Genomic DNA, 18,132 nt, shown 5'->3' on the forward strand with positions numbered 1-18,132 from the left:
ACTCATGCCCAACCACTCAATGAAAGACGAACAGATGGAAACGACGATACCCGGCAACACGCTGGTGATAGGGGCGGGCCTCTCCGGTCTCGGCTGTGCCGAAGCCCTAAAGAGACGTGGCATTCCCGTCACCCTTCTTGAGGCAAGACCCCGTGTGGCGGAGCCCTGGCGGGCACGCCACCCTGCGCTGAGACTGAACATTCACCGGCACTTTGCCCAATTGCCGGGCCTCAGGCCGCCCGGTTCGGACGGTCCGTTCCTGACACGCGACAGCGTCGTGGACTACCTTGAACGCTACGCGCTGAAGATCGGTGTGCCGATCCGGTTCGGGGCCGATGTCCAGGCGATCGAGCGCGGGGCCGCCGGCTGGTGCGTCCGGACCGCGGCAGGCAACTTCGGCGCTGCGCATGTCGTCTTCGCGACCGGGCGCGACCGTGTTCCCGCCATCCCGGACTGGCCCGGACGGGACACATTCACCGGAGAGCTGATCCATGCGGCGGAACTCGGCGATGTCGCGCGTTTCGACGGCAGGAAGGTTCTGGTGGTCGGCGCCGGCAATTCGGGAACGGACGCCCTGAACCACCTGAGCCGGCATCAGGCGAAGCAGATCATGGTCTCGGTCCGCCACGGCCCGTCCGTGGTGCCGGCCCGCATCTTCGGTTTCCCCCTTCATCGCCTGGCCCGGGTGTTCGCCATGATGCCCACGAAGGTGCTCGATCCGGCGTTCCGACTCACGGAACGCCTCTTCCTGGGAAACCTGCGCAAATACGGCCTGACGTCTCACCCGGACGGCGGCGGCACGCGCCTTGCCCGGGACGGCATTGCCTTTGCGATCGACGACGGGTTCGTGGCCGCGATGAAAACAGGCCGCATTCGTGTCGCCCCTGCCGTCACCTGCTTTCGCGGCGAACGCGTCTACTTCTCGGACGGCAGTTCGGACAATCCCGACGTTGTGATCGCGGCAACCGGCTACGCCACCGGGCTCGAGCCGCTGCTGGGGCATCTGGATGTCCTCGACGCGGACGGACAGCCCCGGCATCCGTCGGGTGAAGCCGATCCCGCCAATCCCGGGCTCTGGTTCACCGGATACCGGCCGATCATCACCGGCTATTTCGACGCAGCGCGCATTGCGGGCGAAAGGATCGCCGATGCTATTGCAAAGGCCCCCAAGGCGGAATCCGCCAGGCCGGACATGCCTGGCCAGCCTGCCGCCCGTGAGGTCTCCCTTGCAAACTGACACAGGAAACCTGCCCAACAGCGGACGGCACGACCGGGAGACAAAAAACTCCCGGTCCCCCGGGGGTCGCGACGACATAAGGACAGGTGACTTCGGTGACATGGACAAAATGCTCACCCATGAAACCCTTTACGGCCACTGGCACTTGCACCTAGATTACAGAGAAACACACTCTACTTCAAAGAATACAATATATCTTCAACTGTATTCGATATAACTACAATATTTAAAAACAATTATCTATTTTTCATCCCTTATTGACACGCGCCAGAATTCTTCTCCCAAAAACAAATATTAATGCTATGGTCAAAATTGTCAGACAGCTCAACATGAAATCCAAATATATTGATTCCTCGCCAGAATACTTCGAATGCCAGAAACCCAGCCAACCCAATACGCAAACTAAAAATTCAGCGACATAGCTGCGCTTGTTAATCATCGTTTCTGCCGCTCATCAACAATGTTCCCCAACCGTCGCCATTCAATTACCCATTGACTCTTCGATGTATTCGATAGTCTTTTCAACATCTTCTGTCATTCCGTCATAATTTTCCTTCCGCACTTTTATTACAAAGGGACGCGTAATTCTAAAACCCTGAACCGCCTGACCAATCAAATAACTTGAATTATAAACTCTAGGAACTTCGATAGACAACTTAACACCGTGCTTTATCTTCCACTCCTCGGAAGAAAGAAGGCCGGCATAAATTCCGGAAGCTACCCTCATATTGTTCATTTCAATTGCTTTTCCGGCTAATTCCAATCCGATGAGGAAGTCAATTTCATCCTTAATTAGACGCGGATCTTCGTCACTGGGAAGAATGGGAATTTTGCTGTTTGCTTCTGGTGTAGAAAACCCACTATTCAGAAAAAAAGTTTCGCAAATTTCTTCGAATTTAGGATCACCAAGAAAGGAAACATCTTCTTTAAACGAAAATGTTGGCGAGAAGTCCTCCGACAAAGACCATTCGTGCGAGAGGCCTTGTTCTTGATCAGGCAAGATATACAGAAAGCAATCTTTAGCATTTTTATTTATTTCCAATACAAATTCACCGGTCTTAGCCAAAGCTTCTAATGGCGAAAAAATTACAAACAAGAACACCAATAATATAAGAATGCGCATTCCAAATTCTCTCTCTTTTCTCGGAAACCGTTCATTTGGAATATTACACATCGGGTAACGGAAAGCACTCACAAGCCTCAAGCACATAACTCGCCAACCGTCACCATCTCTTTGCGCCGGAAGAACCTGTCCTGGTCTTCCGCATTCGTGCCATTGGTGACATGTACCAACAGACAGGCACAACTTCATGTTCAACCAAGTGGCGCACCGACTGGATGAGGCGAAGGGTGTTCCCGATTGCTACTGATTGAATGAAATTGCGATGCTCAGGACCCGTTTCCGAATTCGTGCACTCAGAGATCTTTTTGAACCGCCAAGACCGCCGAGAGGAAGCGGTCGATCTCCTGTTCCGTGTTGAAATAGTGGACCGACGCGCGGTTGATCGGTCCGGTTCCGCGACGCCCCAGATCGAGCAGCGCATGCTCGGCGGTGGAGACGGACGTGCTGATGTTCCGTTGAAACAGCGCGCTTCGCAGGTCGAAGGGATCCAGGCCCTCCGCCGAGAAGGTGACGATGCCGCATTTCCGGTCGCCGAGATCATGAACGTCGATGCCCGGAAGGCGGGCCAGTTCCCGGCGCAAGGTAGCGGCCAGATCCGAGACACGGGCTTCGATGTCCGGCAGACCGATGGCAAGGGAATAGTCCACCGCCTTGGCAAGGCCGATCCGCCCGGCGACGTTGCTTTCATAGTTTTCGAAACGGCGCGCACCGGAGGCCATGTCGTAGCGCCGCTCACCGGTCCAGACCGCGGAATGAAGATCTATGAAAGGCGGGTCGAGGCGCTCGGCCAGGCGCCGGCCGATATAGAGGAACCCGGTTCCACGCGGTCCGCGCAGGTATTTACGGCCCGTGCAGGTGAGGATGTCGCAGCCAATTTTGCTGACATCAATGTCGATCTGGCCGACGGACTGACAGGCGTCGAGCACGTAGATCAGGCCGTGCTTGCGGGCAATTGCCCCGACCTCTTCCGCCGGGTTCACAAGGCCGCCCTGCGTCGGCACATGGGTGAGCGCAATCACCTTCGTGCGGGACGTCACGAGCCGGTCGAGGGCCGCGACGTCGATCTGGCCGCTTTCGTCCGACGGCGCGATATCGATCCCGATCCCCCAGCGCGCGGCAAGCTGCAGGAAGGCGAGCATGTTGGAGGCATATTCCGAGCCGTGCGTGATCACCCGGTCGCCTTCCTTGAGCGGCAGGGCGTAGACCGCCATGTCCCAGGCGCGGGTGGCGTTCTCGGCAAAGGCGATCTCGTCGGGGCCGGCATTCAGGAGCCGTGCGATGCCGGTGTAGAAGCTGTCGAGCGCCGGCTTTGCCCGCCGCTCCGCTTCATAGCCGCCGACGGCCCGTTCGGCGTCCAGATGGCCGGTGACCGACCGGAAGACCGGCTCGGGCATCGGGGAGGCACCGGCATTGTCGAAGTGAATGAACGCTTCGCAGCCCGGTGTTTCGCGCCTGACGCGGTCGAGATCAATCATCCGTCCTGCTCTTGGCGCTCGAGATCCCGGACCAGCAGGAGGGCATTCCCGTCAGGGTAATGGAGGCTCGGATGCGGCACCACGGCGCGGCGGTCGATCTCGCGAAAGCCCAGTGAGACATAAAGGTCGAGCGCGGGCGTGTTCCTGTCGAAGCAGATCAGCGACACGCGCGGCAGGCCCTGCGCCCTTGCAACGGCATAGGCGTGCTCCATCAGTCTACGCGCGAGGCCCCGGCGGCGAAACGCTTCATGGACCGCCACACCCGAAACATAGAGCGATCCCGGATCCTCAAGTTCCGAATAGGGCCGCAGCACCGGGTCGGTTTCAGGTGTGTCATCGGCCGTCATTTCGAAGGCGTGCAGCATGCCCGCGACATGCCCGTCCACCTCGATCATGTGGCAGTTCTGGTAGGAGAAGGCGGTGTTTTCGCGCTCATAGCGGGCCGTGCCGACGTCGAGCAGATCGGCCCCCGGCTCCGCAATCAGCGACCAGATGTAGGCCGCCAGCCCGTCCGACGAAATGAGAAAGAGCGAGGCGATGTCGCGCGCGTCCTGCCGGGTGGCGGGACGGATTTCCACGGACGCTGCCGTATCGTATCCTTGATGGCTCATGGCTTTCGGTCTCTCCGGTTGTCATCGCTGTCGCACCGCCGTTTCGGCTGGCCGGAACCGTCTCTCGCGGTTGCGACAAGCGGTGGAGGTGTATCTGACCGGATGGTGGCGGCCTAGGCGCCAAACCGTCAAGACCGGTGACAATCGGACATGGGCGGGACCATTCAGGACCGCGCGATCTCCACGATCGACGCGTCTCCTTCCCCACGCTCCCGAATGTAGCGCATCTGGTCGCCCCGGCATTCGATAACCTCGCAATCGAGTCCGAGCGGTTCGCCGTCCAGATCGGCCGTGCGGCAAAACAGGCCGTCTGACCAGTACCAGGTTCCCGACAGCGGCAGGCCACCGGCGACCCCGGCAAGCCGTCCGTCCTCGTGAATGACAAATCGCAGGTCTTCCCCGACAAGCGTCACGCCGGCGAAGGCGGCAACGAACTCTTCCCTGCTTGTCAGCCTTTTCCAGGCGGGCACATCAGATGCCGGCATGGTTCCTCCTTGCATCCGGGCGCTGGCCTCCGCCGGCGCCGGAAAGATATGCGGCGCCGCGCCCCATTGGGCGCCGCGCCGTGCTCGTTGCGGTCAGATCCCGCCGAAGCAGAGATACTTGATCTCGGTGAAGTCATCGGTGCCGTATTTCGACCCTTCGCGGCCGAGGCCGGATTGCTTGACGCCGCCGAAGGGGGCGACTTCCGTCGAGATAAGCCCCGTGTTGATGCCGACCATGCCGTATTCCAGCGCTTCAGCCACCCGCCAGACACGGGACAGGTCGTTGGCGTAGAAATAGGACGCCAGGCCGAAGATCGTGTCATTGGCCTGTGCGATCACATCCTCGACGGTCTCGAACCGGAACAGCGGCGCAAGCGGGCCGAAGGTTTCCTCGGTGGCGACCTTCATGTCCTTCGTAACCCCGGTCATGACCGTGGGCTGGTAGAAGGTCCCGCCCTTTTCGTGGCGGTTGCCGCCCGTCAGGATCTGCGCTCCCTTGGACAGGGCGTCGGCGACGTGGTCCTCGACCTTTTCCAGCGCCTTTTCGCTGATCAGAGGACCGGCCACGACCCCTTCCTCAAAGCCGTCGCCGACCTTCATCCCACCGGCAGCAGCGGCAAGCTTCTCGGCGAAGGCGTCATAGACACCGGCCTGCACATAGATGCGGTTGGCGCAGACGCAGGTCTGGCCGTTGTTGCGGTACTTGGAGATCATGGCGCCTTCGACCGCGGCATCGAGATCGGCATCGTCGAAGACGATGAAGGGGGCGTTACCGCCCAGCTCCATCGACGCCTTGAGCACCTTGTCCGCGGCCTGGCGCAGCAGGATCCGTCCGACCTGTGTGGAGCCGGTGAAGGTGATCTTGCGGATCTTGTCGTTGGAGCAGAATTCCTGGCCGATTTCGGCGGACTTGCTCGAGGTGATCACGGAGAACAGCCCTTTCGGGACGCCGGCCTCTTCGGCAAGCCTGGCCATTGCCAGCGCGGACAAGGGCGTTTCGGCGGCCGGCTTGGCCACGAACGCGCAGCCGACGGCAAGGGCCGGGGCGACCTTGCGGGCGATCATCGCATTGGGGAAGTTCCAGGGCGTGATGGAGGCGACGACACCGACAGGCTGCTTCAGAACGACAATCCGCTTGTCGCCCTGGTGACCCGGAATGACATCACCGTAAACACGCTTGGCCTCTTCGGAAAACCACTCGATGAAGCTGGCGCCGTAGAGGATCTCGCCTTTGGCTTCCGCCAGTGGCTTGCCCATTTCCGCGGTCAGGATGGCGCCAAGGTCATCCGCGTTCGCCACCATCAGGTCGAACCACTTGCGCAGGACGGCGGCGCGTTCCTTACCGGTTCTTGCCGCCCAGTCCTTCTGCGCGGCATGGGCGGCGTCGATCGCTGTCCTGGTTTCGTCCACCCCAAGGTCCGGCAGTTTCAGGATCACGTCGCCTGTTGCCGGATTGGTAACCTCGAACTGCTCCTCCGTCGTGGCCTTGCCGACCCAGTTGCCGGCCACAAAGGCCTCCGAGCACAACAGGTCCTGGCGTTTCAGGCGCCCAGTCAGGTTTTCCGAGGTCGTTGGCATCTTTCTTTCTCTTTCCTGTCGCTGGCCCCGCACTCAAAGCAAGAGGGCGGGGCCGGATTGTCTGGTCCCCGGTCTAGCGGATGGCCGTCGGATTGATCATCATCTGAACGGCGCCCTTCATGCGGGTGACTCCCAGAACGAACATGAACTCATAAGCCTTGTCGTTGGCAAGGGCGCGCGTGTCCATATTTTCCAGAATATAGATGCCGTTTTGCGGAATGAGGATCTGGTGAACCGCAAACACGCCGTCGGCACCGTTCTCGAACGGAACCGCTTCGAGCCCCCACGTGTCGGCGCCAACCGCGACCACGCCGATTTCGGCCAGGTATTCCGCCCCGCTGATGCCGAGACCCGGCTCGACCTTCACATAGCGGTCATGGTCGGGCGTTTCTCCGTCCAGAAGGTCGAGCCAGCCGGAATGGAACAGAACGACGTCGCCCTTTTTCAGCTCGACGCCCTGGGCCTTGGCGGCCGCCATGATGTCGTCCTTCGTATAGGCGGTGCCTTCCTTGACGATGTCCTGACCATAGAAGGCGGCCATGTCGAGCATGACCCCGCGTGCGACGATCGGCGGCAGCTTTTCCAGGCCGAGCTTCGCCAGACCGTCGGCCTTGGCAACATCGGCCCCGGCCAGGCCATTGTAGTAGGTGTGCTTGATGCCGATATGGCCCAGACCGTCGATCTGCGGACCGATGCCGAGCCAGCCCATGAAGATATCGTCGTTGTAGGTCATCCCGTTGGTCCCCAGACCCTCGGTCGTGATCTGGTTGGGCTGCAGCACGGTGATGCTCATCGAGCGGGGTGAAAAGGCCGGCGTGTCCTTGCCGACAACAATGCCGAGATTGTAGGTCTTGCCGGTTTTCACGAGCTTGGCGGCGTCCAGCACGCTTTCCGGCGTGATCAGGTTGGCGGCGCCGATCTCGTCTTCAGGTCCCCAGGGCGACGTGTGCCAGTCGTCAGCCAGCGCAGCATTCGTCAGTCCGCAGCACAGGGCCGCGGTCAGCAACAGGGTTTTCATTCTCATTCCTCCCAATCGGATGCGGCCGAGACTAGTCAGGTTTGGCAGGCGACCGCTTTCCCGCCGCGAAAGCGCCCTCGTTTCAGAGAGACGCTTCGTAAATCCGCACGGCATCCTCCTCCCGGACTTCGCGCGGATTGTTCACAAGCAACCTGGTCTGGTTCATCGCGTCGGAGGCAAGTTTCGGAATGTCCGAGGCCGTGATGCCGACCTGGCCAAGTCCCGGTTCCAGGCCGAGATCCCGGTTGAGACCGGCCAGCCTGTCGATGAAGTCCGCCGTGATTGCCTGACTGGACCGGTCCACCGCGATATCCGGAAACACATGCGGCGCGAGTTCTGCGTAGGCGGGACCGCATTCGGGCGCGTTGAAACGCATGACTTCCGCGAGTACCAGGGCGTTGGACAGCCCGTGCGGGACGTGGAACAGGCTGCCGACCGGGTAGGCCAGCGCGTGAACCGCCGCAACGGGCGAATTGGCAAAGGCCTGTCCGGCCAGCATCGACCCGAGCAGCATGTTGCCCCGCGCCTCCGCGTTGCCGCCATTCGTCACCGCCTCGCGGATATTGGCTCCCAGTAGCTGGAGCGCCTGGCGGGCGAGCATCCGTGAAACCGGGTTGTTGTTGGCGCTGCGCGAGGTGTAGGCCTCGATCGCGTGCACCATGGCATCGACACCGGTCGCCGCGGTGATGTGCGGTGGCAGGCCGATGGTGAGGTCCGGGTCCAGCAGGGCGACGTCGGGCAGGATGATCGGCGAGACGACACCCTTCTTTTCTTCCGTGCCCGTGGTGAGGATGGAAACCGCAGTCACTTCGGAGCCGGTCCCCGCCGTCGTCGGCACGAGCACCAGCGGCAGGCGTGTTCCCTTTGCCTGATTGACCCCGTAGACCGCGTCAAGAGGCTGGTCAGAAGCACACAGCAGGGCGACGACCTTGGCCACATCCATCGAACTGCCGCCCCCGAACCCGACGATACAGGCGCAGCCCGCGGCCTTGGCGATGTCCACGGCCTCCAGCACGGTTTCCGCCCTGGGGTCGGCTTCCACCTTGTCGAAAAGGGTCACCTCGAAGCCCGATGCCTTGAGGCTGGCCATCGCCGCGTCGGCAAGGCCGAGTTTGAGGATGCCGGGATCCGTGACGAACAGGACGCCACGCGATTGTGCGGCAAAGGGCATGCCGTCCAGCATCTCGCCAAGCGCTGCCGCGCCCCCTCTCTTCAGCCTGATGGAGGGCGTGGTATTGAAAGTGAAATCATCCATGATGCACCTCACGCCGCCAGGGCGTTCATGCGGCTGATCTGGCCGCGTTCGATTGAATAGACCTTGTCGACGACATCTTCGGAATGGGTGTAGTCGGACTCCGAAATCAGCACCGTGAGATGCTCCGATTTCAGGTCGGCGATCACTTCCATCAGCCGCTTGGCGAGCGCCGGCGCGACCCCCTCGAACGGCTCGTCGAGAAGCAACAGGTTGGAGCCGCAGACGAGCGCCCGCCCGAGGGCAACCAGCTTCTGCTGTCCGCCACTGAGCGTCATCGCCTTGCGGTCGGCGAACCGGCCGATTTCCGGCATGAGGTCATAAACCCACTTGACGCGAGACCGATCGGGATTTGCCGTCGCCCAAAGGGGAACGAGAATGTTCTCCTCGACCGTGAAATGCGGCACCAGGCGCCGGTCTTCCGGCAGATAGCCGATGCCCAGCATGGCCCGTTCATGGGCCTTCGCCTCATGCAGATTTGCGTGGTTGAACCGGATCGATCCGCCTTCCAGGGCGAGCAATCCCATGACCGCCCGCATCAAGGTGGTCTTGCCGGCGCCGTTCCGGCCGATGAGGCCACACGTGGTGCCGGTGTCGATGTCCATGCTGACGCCCCTGAGGATCGGAACACGCTGGATGGAGAGGTCGAGATTGTCTATCTGCAGCATCAGGCAGCTCCGTTACCAGTGGTGGCTTGCGGACCTTCGTCGGCCTTGCGGTGGAACTCGCTGCCGATCACGAATTCACGCACCTTGGGATCGTCGAGAACTTCCCGGGTCGGGCCGTCGGCCAGGATCGTGCCCTCGTAAAACGCGACGCAGCGCGGTGAGAACGCCTCGACGATTTCCATGTCGTGCTCGATGAACAGGACGGCCGTATCGGTCGATTTCAGGGCGTCGATCAGCGTTCGCATGAAGGCCATTTTCTCGTCCGCGCTGACCCCGCTCGTGGGTTCGTCGAGAAACAGGAGGTCGGGGTCGGACACCGTTGCCATGGCAATGTCGACCAGCTTTCGCACGCCTTGCGGCAGGGTCGAGATTTCCTGCTGCGCGTACCGGTCGATGCCGAACCTTAAGAGCAACGCCATCGCTTCCTGCTCGAGCGCGGGATCGATGGCGGGTCTGAACAGGACTGGCCTCACCTGCTTGGCGATCGTCAGCGCGATCAGCATGTTGTCCAGGACATCCATTTCCGGGAACAGCTGCGGGATCTGGAAGGACCGGCAAATGCCGAGCCGCATGATCTCGCGTGTCGGTTTTCCGGTGATCGGGCGGCCGCGATACAGGATGTCTCCCGAACTCGGAGGCAGGTAGCCGGTGACCATGTTGACGAAGGTCGTCTTTCCGGCGCCGTTCGAACCGATCACTCCGAGGACTTCGCCCGACCCGATCCTGATGTTGATGTCCCTGGCGGCAACGACGGCACCGAAGGTGCGTTCGAGGTTTCTGGTTTCCAGAATTGTTGTCATGTCACTCTCCCGCCACGACTTGCGCGGATCCGTTCGACCCGGCTTTCTTTCTTGCCGTCTCCGTCAGGGACCAAAGTCCCCTGGGCAGGAACACGATTGTCAGCAGCATCAAGGTGCCCAGGATCATCTGCCAGGTGTTCGGGGAGATCTCGACCGCGTAGACACGCACGATTTCCAGGATGAACGTGCCGATGAGCGGGGCGGCGATGTTGCCCACGCCGGCGAGGATCGAGACGAAAACGAACTGGCCGGACGTTGTCCAGTTGGTCATTTCCGGATCGACATGCCCGAGAGCCAGCGCCCACAAGACGCCGCCGGTCGCCGAGACCGCCGCGGCGATCACGTAGGTGATGTGAACCGCCTGACGTGCCGAGGTGCCCAGATATTCCACGCGCAGTTCGTTCTCGCGGATGGCCTCGTTGATGTAACCGAGGGGGCTGCGCAGGATCCTGTTCAGGCCGAAGGCCAGCAGGATGGTGACAACGCAGGTGGCCGCATAAAGCACCGTTTCGCCCAGGTCGCCTTCCGGTGCCCAGCCGAGATAGGTGGCTTGCGGCAGGTTGAAGCCGTCCGTGCTGCCGAGTTCCTCGGTGCTGGAGAGCAGGCCGAACAGGATCATCGACACCGCGAGGCTCAGCATCGCGAAGAAGATCTCGCGGTAGCGCCGCAGAAGGAAACCCAGCACGAAGGAAATGGCGACGCTCGCAACGAGGCCCAGGACGAGCAGTGCGAACAGGTCCGAAATGCCGAGGAACTTCCCCGCAAGGCCGGCGGTGTAACCACCGACGCAGAAGTAAAGGCCCTGCCCGAAGGAGACCAGGCCGGCCCGCATCTGGATCATGACGCCGAGCGCGACCAGACCGGTTCCCAGGGAGACGTGGATGTAGTTGACCACCCAGGCCGGCAGGACGAAGGTCAGGCAGATCAGGACGGGCAGCGCGAGCAGCAGTCCCCACTCCGTTTTGTCGAAGGACTTGGTCATATCTTCCTGCTTTCCGCGAGAGCAAACAGTCCGTAGGGCTTGACCGCGAGCACGGCCGCCATGACGAGATAGATCGAAAAGAGTTCCGCCGGCGGATAGAGATGCACGAAGGCGGCCCGCGAGAAGCCGACGATCAGCGCGCCCAGCATGGCGCCTCCGATCGAGCCCATGCCGCCGATCACGATGACCGCGAAGGCCATGACGATGATTTCCGCGCCAATGCCCGGCACGACCGAGATTTCCGGCGCGGTCAGGGCCCCGCCCAGCGCACCCAGCGTCGCGCCGATGACGAAGGTGACGGTGAAGAACAGCGTCACATTGATGCCGAGGGCACGGCTGACCTCACGGTCCTCGATGACGACGAGCAGGAGCTTGCCTGTGCGCGTGTGGTTGAGGGCGCCATAGAGCGCGGCCCCCACGGCGAGGGCGACGCCGATGATCAGGAACTTGTAGATAGTGTAGGGAAGTCCGAAGACATCGATCGTCCCCAGCCAGTAGGCCGGCTGGTAGGAAATGTAGGAATCCGTTCCCCAGATCAGCTTTGTCGCGTCTTCCAAGATCAGGAAGATCGCATAGGTCACGAGAACCATGAGCACTTCGTCACGGCCATACATGAAGCGCAGGATGCCGCGCTCGACCAGAAGCCCCGAAACGACCCCGGCCACAAGGGCGGCCAGCGGGATGATCAGGTAGGTCAGCGCGATCGTGTCACCGGTCTGGGTGTAGAGGCCTATGGCCCATGCGGCGGTATAGGCCCCCAGAGCATAGAAGCCGCCATGGGCGATGTTGAGAATCCGCATCACGCCGTAGATCAGCGTGAGACCGACCGATGACAGGAAGAGCCACGCGGCAAAGCCGAGCCCGTCCACTGCAATCGCGACAGCGGTTAACATTCAAATCTCCGTAACATTCCTGGTTTGATGACGCGATCCGTCACCGGAAAAGGCCGGGTCCCGTGCAATGCAATGGAGGCGGGACCCGGCAGGCTGTCAGGGCGAAGACCCCGGGAGGGAGGCCCTGACTATTCCGGTTTGGCGGCTAGTCGCATTTCGCGCCTTCAAAGCCGCTGTTGATCCAGTCGATGGAATTCATCCCGGCCGGCGGGTTCACGCATTCCGCGCCATAGCGCACGACATCGACCAGGACCGCTTTGCCGGCGTCCTTGTCGTATTTGTAGGTGCCGTAGGCCGTGCCCTGGATTGCCTGGTGACCATTGGCCAGCGCCATGGAGACCTTGCCGCTCGGGCCTTCCCATTCCAGCCCGCGCAGCGCGCCTATCACCGCGTCCTGATCCGTGCTGCCGGCCTTGTCGGCGGCAGCCTTCACGCCAAGCAGGGCCTGCGCCATCTTGTAGGAAGGATAGGTCGGCAGCGTGCCGAACCGGTCGAAATAGGCCTTGCGGAACCAGCTGTTGAGTTCGGACTCGGGAGCCAGGTCGCCATGCGGGCCGCGGGCGCCGATCACGGTTCCGTCCGGCATCTGGGTGCCCAGGCGGTGCATTGCGGTCTCACCCGTCGTCAGGACGACCTTGGCGCGTTCGAAAATCCCGCGCGTGGAGCCCTGGATGACAAAAGCTTCCATGTCCCCGCCCCAGAAACTGGAATGCACCACGTCCGGCTTCGCGGTCAGCAGGGCAGAAATCTCGGAGCCGTACTGGCCGGCGTAGATTTTCGGGAACTGCTCGGTGGCGATTTCGGCGTCGGCAGCGACCTGCGACATGGCCGCGGAAAAGTCGCGCCAGGAATCCTGGCCGAAGGCATAGTTCTGGTTGATGCCCGCGTAGGACCCGGTCTTGGCGCCGGTGTCGACCAGGTAACGGGCCGCAGCAACATTGTCCATGGTCGCATGGGCGCCGGTGCGGAAGGTGTATTTCGGGTCGGTGACGATTTCCTCGAAGATCTGCGGCGTGCCGCAGTCGAACAGGATCGTCAGCTTCTGCGCCTTCTCCGCTTCCGGGGCAATGGCCTTGCAGCTGCTGGAGGAAATGTAGCCCAGAACCATGTCGACCTCGTCCTTTTCGACGAGCTTCTGGTAGTCGGCGTTCTTCTGCTTGGAGTTTTCGTCAACGAACAGGGCATCGATCTGCTTGCCCGCAAGGCCTGCACTGTCATAGGGAGCCGGCAGGGAGCCAGCATTGACGGCCTCGATCATCAGCTCGGCGGCATTGCGCGCGGGAACGCCGAAGGGACCGGCGGCGCCGCCGGACAGGAAGGTGACAAACCCGATCTTGACCTGTTCGTCCTCGGCTTGCGCCGGACCGGCAGCGGCCAGGACCGAAGCCAGTCCAATCGCCGTTGCCGTCATGAGAATATTGCGTGATTTACGGATTGCACCCGCGTGCGCACCCGGCTTGCCTGATACCATGATCAGTCCTCCTCCACTCGATTTTTCAATAGGAAAGGCACCCGCAAACACTGCGGTCCGGCAGTGCGAGCTGCCCGGGTCCGCGGTTCACGATGCGAATTTCCTCCCTGTGCGCCTGTCAACGCACACCGTGGAGTTTTCAGGTTCGGGCGGCTCGGGACCATGGGAGGCCGCACGGAAAATGAGCGGCATGCGCTCATTTGGCGTCAATCATGCGCGGAGAGCGCTCATACGGAGAAAACGGCGAATTCAGCTGCCGTCACCAAGGACCGGCCAGTCGTCCGGCGGATAATAGATCCGCCAGTCGCCCAGCATGACCTTCGCCGGTGCAAAGCTGTTGTTGTAGATTGTCCTGCCGATTGCCTGGACCTGAAGCATCTGGTGACTGTCCGGGTCCATCTTCGAGCGGAACCCTTCCGGGTCTTCCGGCAGGGCGAGCGACAAGTGCCTGAAACTTTCCCGCAGCCTGTCCTTGTCACCGACACCTCCGGCCTGGCGGACGGCCTCGGCGATGGCCAGAATGCCGGCATAGGCGCCTTGTGCGGCGTAGCTTGGATAGCGGCCGGCCTCGTCCCGAAACGCTTCCACGAAGTCCCGGTTGGCGTCCGTTGGCGGCCAGTTGACGTGGTGCCGGGCCGACAGGACCAGCCCGAGCGGCATGTCGTTTTCAAGTTCCGCCAGCACCTCGTAGTTCCCGCCGGCGTCGAAATTCATGAACTCGACCTGGCCGAATAGATCGAGCTGTTCCGCCTGCTTGACGAATGTCACGAAATCCAGCCCCCACTGGCCGTTGACCACGACATCCGTCGGCGTTGCCATCAGGTGCTGGATGTAGGGCGTGAAGTCGGTCTCAAAGACCTTCGGCCAGTACTCGCCGGTGACTTCGAAGTCCATGTCCTGCTGCGCGAGGAAGGTCTTCAGATCATCCCAGGCCTGGTAGCCATATTCGTAGTCAGGACCGATGAACGCGATTTTCAACGGTTCCGCCCGCCCGCCATAGGTCTCCTGGATGTATTTTGCACCTGCGCGCATCGACTGGCGCGTGTCGTTGCTGACGCGGAAGTAATAGGGGTGGAGATCCTCGCCGGTGAGCGTCGGAGACGCATGATCGGTGCCGATGAAGAAGACTTCTGCCTCTCGGGCGAAACCGGACACCGCACGGGCCACACTGGAATTGACGACGCCGCAGAGAAAATCGACCTGGTCTTCCTCGACCAGCCTGCGGGCAATCTGCAGCGAACGCAGTGACTTTGAGCGGGAGTCCTCGATGATGACATCGATTTGCGGGTATCCGAGATCCTTCCGGCTTTCCAGCGTCTGCTGCGCCAGCTTGATGGCGACCGCACTGTCGCGTCCGTAAAGCGCCCCCGGGCCAGTCAACGGATAGAGGCAACCGGCCTTCACCCGCAACTCATCGTCAGCGGTAACCGGCAACGCCAGGACCAAGCCGGCAAAGGCCACAAGGATCAGGAAGACCTTTCTCATGCCAGACCCAACCGCTGCATCTTTCGCTTGAGCGCGTGACGGGAGATGCCAAGCCGGTCGGCGGCCAAGCCTTTCTTGCCCTTGCATCTCATGAGCGCGTCCCTGATCAGGTCACGCTCGACATTTTCCATCGATTGCTCGATGGAGAGCGCCGGCTTGGGTTCGACGGACTTGATTTCCGCCGGCAGGAGATCCGCCGTCACGGTCTTGCCCGGATAGAGGATCGACAACCGCTCGACCAGGTTTTTCAGTTCACGGACATTTCCGGGCCAGTCATACGAGCGGAAGAATTCGCGTGTCGACTTGTCGAAACCGATCGGCGTCACCGCGGAAGACCGGGCGTATTTGACCGCAAAATGCGCCGCCAGCAATTCGACGTCCTTTTCCCGTTCCCTGAGCGGCGGGATGGCGATCGGCACGCCGTTGAGCCGGAAGAACAGGTCCTGCCGGAAGGTCCCGTCAGTGACCGCGGCGGCAAGATCCTTGTTGGTTGCCGCGATCACGCGGACATCGGCGTAGTGTTCCCGGCTGCTTCCGGAGACGCGGTAGGAACGCGTTTCAAGGAAATGCAGCAGCTTGGATTGCACCTCGACAGGCATTTCTCCGATCTCGTCGAGAAAGAGCGTTCCACCGTCTGCGATTTCCACCAGGCCACGCGTGCGCGAGATCGCCCCGTTGCCCCGTTCCGCCCCGAAAAGTTCCGCATCGATCCGGTTGACCGGCAGGGTTGCGCAGTTCACCTCGACGAACGGTGCCTCCAGGCCACTGCCGCGCCTGTGCAATTCCCTGGCGACGACCGCCTTGCCGACTCCGGTTTCGCCCGACAGGAAGATGGTCTGGGCGTTGCTCGCCGCTATCGCCGCGATCTCCTGGCGAAGGCGGGTGATCCCCGAATAGCCTCCGATGAAGTCGAATTCGATCGATTGCTCGCGCAGGTAACGGACTTCCGATTCAAGCTGCCGGCGTGTTTCGGTCTCGTTGAGCAGGAGGATCAGTTCATCGACATCAAAGGGCTTCGACACGTAATCGACGGCGCCCATCTTGATGGCTGTAACCGCGTCCTGCGTGTCGTCGAGCGCGGACATCATGATGACCGGTACTTCCGGCAATTCCGCGCTGAACCAGTCCAGCACCTCCAGCCCGCCCATTCCCGGCATGCGCACGTCGAGCAACACGATGTCCGGGGCTTCCCTTTGCGCGATCTTGCAGCCGATATGCCCGTTATGGGCTTCCTGACATTCCATTCCCGCCTGTCGCAGCGTGAAGGCGAGGGACCGGGTCAGGTTGATTTCGTCATCGATGATCAGGACATTCGGGCTGCTCATGCCGTTCTCCCCGTGGCAGCTTCTTTCCTGGGAAATACCAGCGTGACCGTCGTGCCGTGACCGACCTCGCTCTCGATACTCATTTCGCCACCATTGGTTTCAACAAGCTGCTTGGTTACCGGCAGGCCGAGGCCGGACCCCTTGCCGCGTGTGGTGAAAAACGGACGCAGCACCTTGTCCCTGGTGTCCGCGTCCATGCCGGCCCCGTCATCCGCCACGCTGACGACCACGTTGCCGCCCTCCCTGTAGGCACGCAGTTTCAGGTGTCCCCCCGCCGGCATTGCGTCGATTCCGTTCAGGGTCAGGTTCAACAGGATCTGGCTGAAATGGGCGCGGTCGATGTCGAGCTGGAGACTGGAATCGCCGGACAGGTCGATCACGATGTCTTTCTCGTGCGCGGTCGTGGCCAGCAGCGTCCGGATGGTCCTGAAAGCCTCGCGGATCAAGACCGGTTCACGGACCGGCGGGCTGGGCTTGGCATAGTTCAGGAACTCGCCGATCGTCTTGTCCACCCGGGTGATCTCCGCGGAAATGACCTCGAACATCCTCTGCCGTTCCGCATCCTTTTCGTTGCGTCTCAGGCCGTGCACCGTTGTCACCACCGTCGCCAGCGGGTTGCGGATCTCGTGGGCGATGCCGGCCGCCATGCCGCCAAGTGCCGCCCGCCGTTCGACCTCGACCCTGGAGGCAATCAGCTTTTCCAGTTGTTCCCGCATGCGGTTGTAGGACCGGGCCAGCGAGCCCAGTTCGCCCGGCCCGTCCTCGGAAACGGACATGCCGAAATTGCCGTCGGCAATGGCCTGGGCCCCTTCGTTCAGCGGCACGAGATAACTGGAAAGCCGCTGGGACATCTTGAGGAAGAGCACGACAAGACCGAGGGCCGATATGACGGCCGCGATCAGCAGGACGTAGCGGATGCGGTCCCTGGGCTCTTCAAGGTCTCCTCCCCCATCGACGAGCTGGACGCGCCAGCCCGGCAGGAACTGACGGGAGCGCGCGAAGATTTCCGCCTCTTCCGCCCTGGTTCCGACCGGCGTCAGGCGCACCCTGTCGAACACGACGATCTGCGGGTTGTAGACGCCAGGCTCGATCAGTTGCGCGGCGAGTTCCGTCAGTGAGGACAGCCGCATGCGCAGCGAAACGATGCCGATCCTTTCCTGGTTCAGGAACACCGGCATGCGGATCAGGAACCATCCCGGCCGGCCGCCGCTTGGCAGAACCGGCCCCAGGATCTCGACCGCCCCCTGCTGTACCAGCGGCAGGAGATTGTGGTCGTTCGGCCTCCTGCGCGCCCTGTTGGCCGGTACCGTCGCGATGGTTTCACCGGAGACCCTGGAGAGTTCGATGGCGTAAACATCCGGGCTCTCGACCTCGAGAAGCAGGAAGTCGCGCATGAGCGGCGATATTGCGTTGTTGTCCCGGTCGAGGAAAAAATCGGTCGTGTCCGGGAGGTCGACGATGCTTTCCAGCTTGTTCACCTGGACGGCCATGAAATTGCTCATGCGCACCGCGGCCCCCTCAAGATGGGCGTTCACGCGGTTGGTTATGAGATTGTCGACAAGGTTGGCGCTGTAGCGGTCATAGAGCGTCGCAATGAGCACGAGCGGAATCAGGGCCGCAACAAGTGCACCCCAAAGATACCTCCTCGCGAGATTGAGCCGATTGGCTCTGAATGGCATCAAACTGCCTGTCCTCCCAGGGGCAGAGTATGCCAAGCAGGTGCCGGGTC

The 18,132-nt window shown here is 61.5% G+C and carries 16 protein-coding genes; 1 reads left to right on the forward strand and 15 read right to left on the reverse strand.

Translation table 11 applies throughout. The features are described 5' to 3' along the window. Nucleotides 1-4 precede the first annotated feature (4 nt). A complete protein-coding gene (locus O6760_RS03540) occupies nucleotides 5-1,237 on the forward strand; it encodes a flavin-containing monooxygenase (RefSeq protein ID WP_269584104.1) in 1,233 nt (410 codons plus the stop codon). 481 nt (nucleotides 1,238-1,718) lie between these two features. Here the strand turns inward: O6760_RS03540 and O6760_RS03545 are convergent, their stop codons facing one another. The 15 genes from O6760_RS03545 to O6760_RS03615 form a co-directional block, all read right to left on the reverse strand. Beyond that, nucleotides 1,719-2,360, reverse strand: a complete 642-nt coding sequence (locus O6760_RS03545) for a hypothetical protein (protein WP_269584105.1) — start codon at nucleotides 2,358-2,360, stop codon at nucleotides 1,719-1,721. Nucleotides 2,361-2,653: 293 nt separating this feature from the next. Then, nucleotides 2,654-3,835, reverse strand: a complete 1,182-nt coding sequence (locus O6760_RS03550) for an aminotransferase class V-fold PLP-dependent enzyme (protein WP_269584106.1) — start codon at nucleotides 3,833-3,835, stop codon at nucleotides 2,654-2,656. Further along, complete coding sequence (locus tag O6760_RS03555) at nucleotides 3,832-4,446, reverse strand: GNAT family N-acetyltransferase (RefSeq protein ID WP_269584107.1); 615 nt, start codon at nucleotides 4,444-4,446, stop codon at nucleotides 3,832-3,834. The genes O6760_RS03550 and O6760_RS03555 overlap by 4 nt, the downstream gene beginning before the upstream one ends. A 164-nt stretch (nucleotides 4,447-4,610) precedes the next feature. After that, the gene (locus O6760_RS03560) at nucleotides 4,611-4,931 is read right to left on the reverse strand and encodes a hypothetical protein (protein ID WP_269584108.1); all 321 of its coding nucleotides are present in this window, start codon (nucleotides 4,929-4,931) and stop codon (nucleotides 4,611-4,613) included. 93 nt (nucleotides 4,932-5,024) lie between these two features. Further along, a complete protein-coding gene (locus tag O6760_RS03565; protein WP_269584109.1) occupies nucleotides 5,025-6,509 on the reverse strand; it encodes an NAD-dependent succinate-semialdehyde dehydrogenase in 1,485 nt (494 codons plus the stop codon). A 73-nt stretch (nucleotides 6,510-6,582) separates the two neighbouring features. Continuing rightward, nucleotides 6,583-7,533, reverse strand: coding sequence for a cyclase family protein (locus tag O6760_RS03570; protein WP_442969849.1), 951 nt, complete (start codon nucleotides 7,531-7,533; stop codon nucleotides 6,583-6,585). Between the two features lie 76 nt (nucleotides 7,534-7,609). Further along, nucleotides 7,610-8,782, reverse strand: coding sequence for an iron-containing alcohol dehydrogenase (locus O6760_RS03575; protein ID WP_269584111.1), 1,173 nt, complete (start codon nucleotides 8,780-8,782; stop codon nucleotides 7,610-7,612). An 8-nt stretch (nucleotides 8,783-8,790) separates the two neighbouring features. Then, on the reverse strand, nucleotides 8,791-9,447 hold the full coding sequence (locus O6760_RS03580) for an ABC transporter ATP-binding protein (RefSeq protein WP_269584112.1): 657 nt from the start codon (nucleotides 9,445-9,447) through the stop codon (nucleotides 8,791-8,793). Then, nucleotides 9,447-10,247, reverse strand: coding sequence for an ABC transporter ATP-binding protein (locus tag O6760_RS03585; protein ID WP_269584113.1), 801 nt, complete (start codon nucleotides 10,245-10,247; stop codon nucleotides 9,447-9,449). The genes O6760_RS03580 and O6760_RS03585 overlap by 1 nt, the downstream gene beginning before the upstream one ends. 1 nt (nucleotide 10,248) lies before the next feature. Beyond that, nucleotides 10,249-11,229 (reverse strand): branched-chain amino acid ABC transporter permease, encoded by a 981-nt coding sequence (locus tag O6760_RS03590; protein WP_269584114.1) that lies wholly within the window; start codon nucleotides 11,227-11,229, stop codon nucleotides 10,249-10,251. Continuing rightward, nucleotides 11,226-12,122, reverse strand: a complete 897-nt coding sequence (locus O6760_RS03595) for a branched-chain amino acid ABC transporter permease (RefSeq protein ID WP_269584115.1) — start codon at nucleotides 12,120-12,122, stop codon at nucleotides 11,226-11,228. Before O6760_RS03595 ends, O6760_RS03590 begins: the two co-directional genes overlap by 4 nt. Before the next feature lie 145 nt (nucleotides 12,123-12,267). Further along, complete coding sequence (locus O6760_RS03600) at nucleotides 12,268-13,593, reverse strand: ABC transporter substrate-binding protein (protein WP_269584116.1); 1,326 nt, start codon at nucleotides 13,591-13,593, stop codon at nucleotides 12,268-12,270. Between the two features lie 249 nt (nucleotides 13,594-13,842). Next, nucleotides 13,843-15,078 (reverse strand): ABC transporter substrate-binding protein, encoded by a 1,236-nt coding sequence (locus tag O6760_RS03605; protein WP_269584117.1) that lies wholly within the window; start codon nucleotides 15,076-15,078, stop codon nucleotides 13,843-13,845. After that, nucleotides 15,075-16,403, reverse strand: a complete 1,329-nt coding sequence (locus O6760_RS03610; protein WP_269584118.1) for a sigma-54-dependent transcriptional regulator — start codon at nucleotides 16,401-16,403, stop codon at nucleotides 15,075-15,077. The genes O6760_RS03605 and O6760_RS03610 overlap by 4 nt, the downstream gene beginning before the upstream one ends. Further along, entirely contained in the window at nucleotides 16,400-18,082 is a 1,683-nt protein-coding gene (locus O6760_RS03615) for a sensor histidine kinase (protein ID WP_269584119.1), read from the reverse strand. Before O6760_RS03615 ends, O6760_RS03610 begins: the two co-directional genes overlap by 4 nt. Nucleotides 18,083-18,132: the final 50 nt, after the last annotated feature.

This window comes from Roseibium sp. Sym1 (assembly GCF_027359675.1).
GTDB lineage: Bacteria > Pseudomonadota > Alphaproteobacteria > Rhizobiales > Stappiaceae > Roseibium.